The organism is Scytonema sp. UIC 10036 (genome assembly GCF_009725235.1).
In genome coordinates this window covers 1-7,332 of sequence record NZ_WJFC01000348.1, presented here as the reverse complement: position 1 = coordinate 7,332, position 7,332 = coordinate 1, and the positions used below count along the sequence as shown (strand labels likewise).

The following is a 7,332-nucleotide window of genomic DNA, read 5'->3' as shown; positions in this document are numbered from 1 at the left end:
TACTTCGCCTTAATAACTACCAAATTATAATTCAAAAATATCAATTAGCAATTAGCAATTATCCATTAGCCATTAGCCATTAGCCATTAGCACAACATCAATTCCACTCGCTTTGCCAGATATGCTTCGAGTTCTGACAGAGGTGCAGAACCATCAGCAAAGCGAGCAAAGCCAAGCATCGTAGGTAAATCTTCCGCATCTCGCAGCCCTACCGTAGGAATGCTGGAACTGAGAGAACGTAAAGAATAATCTTCGGAATTGAAGACGGGATTGCAGTGAACTATAGAAGTTTTCTGCATGGGATCTATGCGGGTACGGTAGACACGCAAAATTTCTGCAGCACCACGGGGAGGATCGTTCTCACAACCATCAGAAACAATAATCACCAAGTCTGCCCCCCACTCCAAAGCATCCAGTACGGGGGAGGCTAAGTCAGTTTGCCCGCAAGGGTGAACGAGGAGAGCATCTTTTATAGGTGCTGTCCAAAAAGCTTGGTATTCTTGAGATGCTGCTTTTAATAAATAATGTGTAGCTAATGCCACACCCAATGGACGGCGGCGCTTTTGTGAAGAGCCAGAACTAGAATAGCTGCAATCTAAAACCGCTGCTACTCGTCCCAGTTTCAAAGGCGCTTTTTTTAATGCCAACCAAGCAGATTTTTCTAGTGCTCGATTTAAAGTTTGCCATTCCTGCTGTCGAGTTTCTAGAGGTAAGGAAAGAATATACAACGCCAAACGAGTGAGAGGAAGACAACCCAAATCGAGGTTAATTTCTACTTCATCAGTTCGTTCGGCTGCATTCTGAAAACGTAACTTTTCAGTCAAAGTCATGCGTTCTTGAATGCGAGATAAGAAAACATCACGAGGAATTTTATGCTTGGCAGCCAAACCTTCTGCAATAGTAAATGGTAAGTCATAAACAGCTTCAGCACTGTAATGTGCTTGACGAAATTTTTCAAATAATTCTGTTTCGTAAACCTTTTGTTTCCAGTTGTTGAACAGAAAATTACTTAATTCACCTTGCAGTTTAAGATGGGCATGAGAAACAATCGCTCTTACCTTAGAACGGTATTTGACAGCATCAAAGCTGATGTCTCGACGCTGTTGAACATATTCGCGTGCGATCGCCCGACTGCGACGGTTATTAATTCGTTGTTTCCGCAACTGCTGCAACACACCCCAAGCCCTTTGTGGAGGCAATTGTTTTAGTGCTGCTGCAATTAATGCACCTTCTTCCTTACGATATTCATTTTTAGCCTCTCGTCCAGTTGCTAACAGTTTTAAAATAATTTGTGCTTGATTAAAGTGATTGATACCAGATACCAGAGTGCGAGCATATAGCAAACGGTAATTACCTATAATATAGTCATGTAAAAAATCGATAGAAACTCGTTGACCATAGGCATCATCATAAAATTCCTTTTGTCCCGTGCAAGCAAGACAGGCATTAATAAACATGACTAAATCTTCTCGTGTAACCTGCTCGAATCGCAGATTTAAAGTAGCATTCATAACCCAAATAAAAAAGGTTTGTAGTCCATTAAGATGCTGTTTGGGGAAAGGAAGCACGACTAGCTTAAACAGCTTAACAAGGCTATGACGGAAGTCGTACAAAAGTCCCGCAAACAGCAAGACTGAATATTTTGGATGAGCGGTAAGTTTCTCAATCCAAAATCTAAAATCTAAAATCCAAAATAATATCCATTAACCGCGAACTGATGACTGATAATCAGTTACTGATAATTGCGACAGTTGCTGCAACAATAATTCTACAGATGGTGAAAGTGCAGCTACAAAAACACCCGTTTCACTTTCTACATCTGATGTCAACCAAAGACCTTTAAGAACAACCTCAACAAAATCAGTATCACAAGGGTAAAATTTTACACTATCTTCCTGAATTGAGCTTTCCATCTCAAGCAAGGAAGAAACTCCAGCAGTTAGCAAAAAAGAAGCAGTAGTAGGTTTAACATGGATACCCGTCTTCAAGCGTACAGCCAACGCAACTCTGATGTTGACCCAATCTTCCAAAGATTCATTTAAACGCTCTAGGGTGAAGTTATTTTCAGTGTAAGTTAGTTTTAGCATATCAACTTCCGGGCATAAGGTTATAGAATCCTTGGGGCTCCCTTTTCTATAACATCACTTTACTTGGGGCAAATTCCCTAAAGCTAACAAAAGTCGCAACAGTGAGAAAGCTTGTAAAATCTGGATTAGATTCTTAGGGGAAGTTGTTAAACTTAGGGGAATCCCCGAACTTTTAAGTCAATGGAGAATGAGAAGTAGGTCCATTCTATTCTCTAACCCCTATTCCCCATTCCCTATTCCCTATTCCCCAGCCCCTGATAACAATGGCAAGACCAAGCTATGGCCCAGAAGCAAAAAAACGCACAAAGCGTTTGTTAGAAGTACTGCTAATGTATGCTGCTGATGAATTGGGTGAGTGCAATGAATCAGCATTGGATGCGCTACGCCCGCAAGTTCAGATACGATGGCAAACAGAGAATCGCTTGGTTGTGAGAACGAAAGTTAGATTTTTGGCAGCGCTGACGGGTTTAGAGTCCGGGCAAAATTCATTAAACGGCGAACAAATTAAGGAAGCTTTAAAGCGATTCGAGGATTTTTTGGAGATTCTAGAAGATAACCGTGCATCTAGGGGTGGTTCGGAAACTTGGCACTTTACACTCAAGCTTTGGTACAGTCGTTGGGACAAGGAAGCCAACTTACGAAAGTTTGATACAGAGTGGGAAAGCCGTCGCCCTGAAAAGTCGAAGTTGGGGGACAAGGGGACAAGGGGGACAAGGGGGACAAGGGGAAACTGCTACCTTGTCTCCCCTATCTACCTTGTCTACCTTGTCTCCTCCCTCTTCCTCTCCCAACTGGCAACAACTATGCCGCAGTACCCTAGAAGCACAAAATCAAAGACGGTTAACGACCAATCCCCTGACAAGTTTGGATGGGTTGAGTTTTGATTTGGATGAAGTGTATGTACCTTTGGGATTGATGGAACGGAAACACAGAGATAGGCGGAGTGAAGATGTTTCTCCAGACCAAGGTTCGCAATTATACGAAACGGAAGAGCGACTGGTTACTCAAACTTTTACACCTAATGAATTTTTAGAACAGGTTCTCAAGCAAAGGCGCAGCAGACGGATTGCGATTGTTGGAGAACCAGGTGCAGGAAAAACCACTTTACTGCAAAAAATTGCATTTTGGGTATTAGATAATACTGAAGATTTACCTGTTTGGGTTTCTCTTGCGGATTTACAGGGAAAGACTTTGGAACAGTACCTGGTTCACGATTGGTTGCGATCGGCGACTCGCAAACTGTGTGTTTCGCAAGAAATACAAGAGGCATTTTGCGAACAGTTTAACCAAGGAAGAGTGTGGTTACTGCTGGACGCTGTTGATGAAATGGCAATGGAATTCAGTCATGCTTTGACCAAGATTGCTAGTTTCTTAACGGGGTGGGTAGCAGATGCGAGAGTCATACTCACTTGTCGGCTTAATGTTTGGGATGGAGGGAAAAATGCTTTAGAATGTTTTGATACTTATCGTAACCTAAATTTTACTTACGGGGATTCTCAAACACCAGACCAAGTAAAGCTATTTATTTACCGTTGGTTTCGGGATAATCCTGAATTGGGACAGAAATTAAGATCGGAATTAGATCAACCAGGGAAAGGGCGGATAAAAGATGCAGTTAAAAATCCCCTACGCTTGGCGCTAATGTGCCACACTTGGGGGTTGGGACGGGGAGGATTGCCCAATACTAAAGCTATGCTTTACGAGCAGTTTGTGGAAGCCATATATGAATGGAAACAAGATCGTTTTCCCACAACTTCCACTCAGCGTCAAGAATTAAACAAGGCATTAGGACAATTAGCTTTGCAGGCTATAGCGCAAGAAAAAACCAAATTCCGCCTAAGCCATCGCTTTGTTTGCCAAGTATTAGGTGCGCCTGATGAAGGAATGTTTCAATTAGCACTACAACTAGGTTGGCTGAATCAAGTGGGAATATCAGAAACCCAAGGAGAAAAAGTTTATGCTTTCTACCATCCCACTTTTCAAGAATACTTTGCGGCGCTTGCAATTGATGACTGGCATTTTTTCTTGGACTGGGGGAGTGGTGAGTGGGGAATGGTAAGTGGTGAAAATACCCTACTCCCTACTCCCTACTCCCTACTCCCTAATTTCCGTATTTTTCAACCTGAATGGCGGCAAGTTATTTTGCTATGGTTGGGAAGAGATAGTGTACCGCAAGCACATAAGGAAGCATTGATTCAAGCACTGACTCAATTTAAGGACGGTTGCGGGGGATTTTTTAGCTATCAAGCTTACTTTCTAGCAGCACAGGGAATTGCTGAGTTTGCAGAGTGTTCTTTATGCTATAAAATTGTGAAACAACTGATTGAGTGGCGATTTGGTTATTACCATGTCGTAAAACAAAAGTGGTGGCGGTTTCCCTCTCCTATTTTAGAGGGCGCAAGGATTGCGTTATTGAAAACAGACCGTCGATGTGCGATCGCATCTCTAGAAGAGTTTATCCAAACCAGCCAAAATGACTTTGACAAATGGAACGCCGCCTACAGCCTGGGAAAAGTTTTCGATCCGGGTAATCAAATTGCGATCGCAGCTTTAGAGCAAATTGTCACATCAATCCAGCACGAAAACCTCTGTTGGCAAGCAGCAGATAGCTTGGGAAAAGTCGATCCAGGTAACCCAGTTGCGATCGCAGCACTGATAAAAATTATTGAGTCCACCAAAAAGGATTCAACTCGCAGGAAAGCTGCATATAGCTTGGGCAAACTAGCTCCAGAAAATCCAATTGCTTTCTCCACACTTGAAAAAATTGTCAATACAACAACTCATGATGCTTTAAAACAACAAGCAGAGAATAATTTAAAAGTGCTACGTGGGGAAAAAGAACTTCTGCATCAAGAATTTGACAATTTAGAAGACAGAGACACACTTTCACCCCACAATCAAATAGAAAACACTACTAGTAATGCCAGAGTCATAACCTCCCTAGTCCAAGGAATAGCACTCACGACAGATGAAGATAGTAAAAGACGAAGAGCATGCAGGTTAGCCAAAATCGATCCAGGTAATCAAATAGCATTTTATACTCTAGTAAATCTTGTAAAATCTGCTATTAGTGAACTAGTTCGCAAGCGAACAGCAGATAATTTTAAAAAACTCCTTCTTGACGAACAAATACCAGAATTAATAGGATTATTAAAGAATTGTTTTTCTGATGAAGTCAAAGAAAACGAACTAGAAGAATTTCGTCACTGTTATAAACTTCTATGGTATTGCTCAGAAAAAATGAACTATGTAGATTTTTATAGAATTTGGCACTCTATCAGCGATCGGTAGGGTGGGCATTGCCCACCAAAAGCTACATATGGTATGTTTTATCTCTACTATCGTAAAATTTTACTTTGTATTGGAATCATACATTGCATAAACAAATGGTACATAAACTTTTCGTATCAGGCTTGTGTCTACTCCTACTATCATTAGCAGCTTGTTCTCCTAACACAACCGGAACTTCACAAACAACTAATGCAACAGAAACAAAACCCTTAGTCACAGGAGCAATTCCCGATCAAGATCCAGAGAAACTGCAAAGACAGTACACCAAATTAGCTTCTTATTTACAAAAAGAGCTTGGAGTTACCGTAGAATATAAACCAGTTACCGATTATACAGCAGCCGTGACAGCATTTAAAGTCGGAGATTTAGACCTAGTATGGTTTGGAGGATTAACCGGTGTTCAAGCAAGACTTCAAGTCCCTGGAGCGGAAGCCATTGCTCAACGTGATGTAGATGAAAAATTCCATAGTGTATTTATTACTAATAAAAAAAGTGGAATCAAACCCTTCAAAAATATCTCAGACCTCAAGCAACTGAAAGGACGAACCTTTACTTTCGGGAGCGAATCATCCACATCAGGTCGTTTAATGCCACAATACTTTCTAGAGCAAGCCGGTGTAAAACTCACAGACTTCAAAGGAGAAGCAGGTTTTTCTGGCGACCACGACAAAACACTGAAACTTGTCGAAGCAGGAAGTTTTGAAGCGGGTGTATTGAACGAAAAAATCTGGCAAAAGCGTCTTGAAGCTAAAGAAATAGACATCAGCAAAGTAGAAGTTATTTGGCGCACTCCAGAATACTACGATTATCACTGGGTGATTAACCCGCAAGTTAAACAACGCTATGGCGAAGATTTTGTCAAAAAAGTTCAAACCGCATTGTTAAAATTAGATCCCAAGATACCAGAGCAAAAAGAAATTCTCGACCTTTTACAAGCAGAAAAATTCATTCCTACCAAGAATGAAAACTATGCACAAATTGAAAAAATAGGTCGCAAAATTGGCAAAATAAAATAAATGGTCATTGGTCATTGGTCATTTGTCATTTGTGTTGGATTATTCGTAGTGATGAATAAAGCCGTACCAATTTTTGAACTGAAAAACGTTACACAACAATTTGGGAGCTTCCAGTCTCTGACAAATATCAACTTGAAAATTTACTCAGGTGAACGGCTTGCGCTTGTAGGTTCGAGTGGTGCGGGGAAAAGTACTTTAATCAGCTTGCTTAATGGTACGTTGCAACCGACTCAAGGGGAAGTTTGGGTATTGGGTCGTAACTTAGTGAATCTGAGTCCCAAATCTCTTCGACAAGTGCAAAAGCAAATTGGTACAATTTACCAACAGTTTCATTTAGTAGATAATTTACAAGTTATTCACAATGTCAACGCCGGACATTTGGGACGTTGGTCGTTCTTAAAAGCCGCGATTTCGCTGATTTACCCGTTGGAGGTAGAAACAGCTTATAAAGCGTTAGCACAGGTAGGAATTCCTGAAAAGCTCTACGAACGTACAAACCGATTGTCTGGCGGACAGCAACAACGGGTGGCTATAGCCCGCGTGTTGGTGCAAGATCCTGCTGCTATTCTTGCGGATGAACCTATATCTAGTCTTGACCCTGAACGCAGTCGTGAAGTGATGAATTTGTTGTGTCAGTTGAGTGCAGAGTCGGGGAAAACTCTAGTAACTAGTTTGCATGCGATTGAATATGCTCGCAGTTATTTTCAACGTATTGTAGGTTTGCGAAAGGGGGAAATTTTGTTCGATCTTTCTGCTGGGAAGGTTTCATCAAAAGTTATTGAGGAGTTATATAGGATTGAACCGCAAAGACGCGAAGTACGCGAAGAGAAATGAGTGAGGGAGAGAGGGACAAGGGAAACAATGACAACTAACAACTAACAACTAACAACTAACAACTAACAAATAACAAATAACAAAAAACAAAAAACAAAAAAAAA

Annotated in this window: 6 protein-coding genes; 4 read left to right on the top strand and 2 right to left on the bottom strand. The window is 41.2% G+C overall.

The window, feature by feature from the left end; translation table 11 throughout:
* Window positions 1–86 precede the first annotated feature (86 nt).
* Window positions 87–1,511: a hypothetical protein gene (locus tag F7734_RS59735; RefSeq protein WP_155753595.1), complete on the bottom strand. Its 1,425-nt coding sequence runs from the start codon at window positions 1,509–1,511 to the stop codon at window positions 87–89.
* 192 nt (window positions 1,512–1,703) lie between these two features.
* Window positions 1,704–2,087, bottom strand: a complete 384-nt coding sequence (locus F7734_RS59730; protein ID WP_155753594.1) for an alr0857 family protein — start codon at window positions 2,085–2,087, stop codon at window positions 1,704–1,706.
* A 263-nt stretch (window positions 2,088–2,350) separates the two neighbouring features.
* Here F7734_RS59730 and F7734_RS66625 point away from each other — a divergent pair, with 263 nt between their 5' ends.
* From F7734_RS66625 to F7734_RS59715, 4 genes are all read left to right on the top strand, one after another.
* Window positions 2,351–2,971 (top strand): hypothetical protein, encoded by a 621-nt coding sequence (locus F7734_RS66625; RefSeq protein WP_347566481.1) that lies wholly within the window; start codon window positions 2,351–2,353, stop codon window positions 2,969–2,971.
* Window positions 2,853–5,378: a HEAT repeat domain-containing protein gene (locus tag F7734_RS59725; protein ID WP_347566480.1), complete on the top strand. Its 2,526-nt coding sequence runs from the start codon at window positions 2,853–2,855 to the stop codon at window positions 5,376–5,378. The genes F7734_RS66625 and F7734_RS59725 overlap by 119 nt, the downstream gene beginning before the upstream one ends.
* Before the next feature lie 95 nt (window positions 5,379–5,473).
* Window positions 5,474–6,394: a putative selenate ABC transporter substrate-binding protein gene (locus tag F7734_RS59720; RefSeq protein ID WP_155753593.1), complete on the top strand. Its 921-nt coding sequence runs from the start codon at window positions 5,474–5,476 to the stop codon at window positions 6,392–6,394.
* Window positions 6,395–7,228: a phosphonate ABC transporter ATP-binding protein gene (locus F7734_RS59715; protein ID WP_243147636.1), complete on the top strand. Its 834-nt coding sequence runs from the start codon at window positions 6,395–6,397 to the stop codon at window positions 7,226–7,228.
* The last annotated feature ends 104 nt before the right edge of the window (window positions 7,229–7,332 follow it).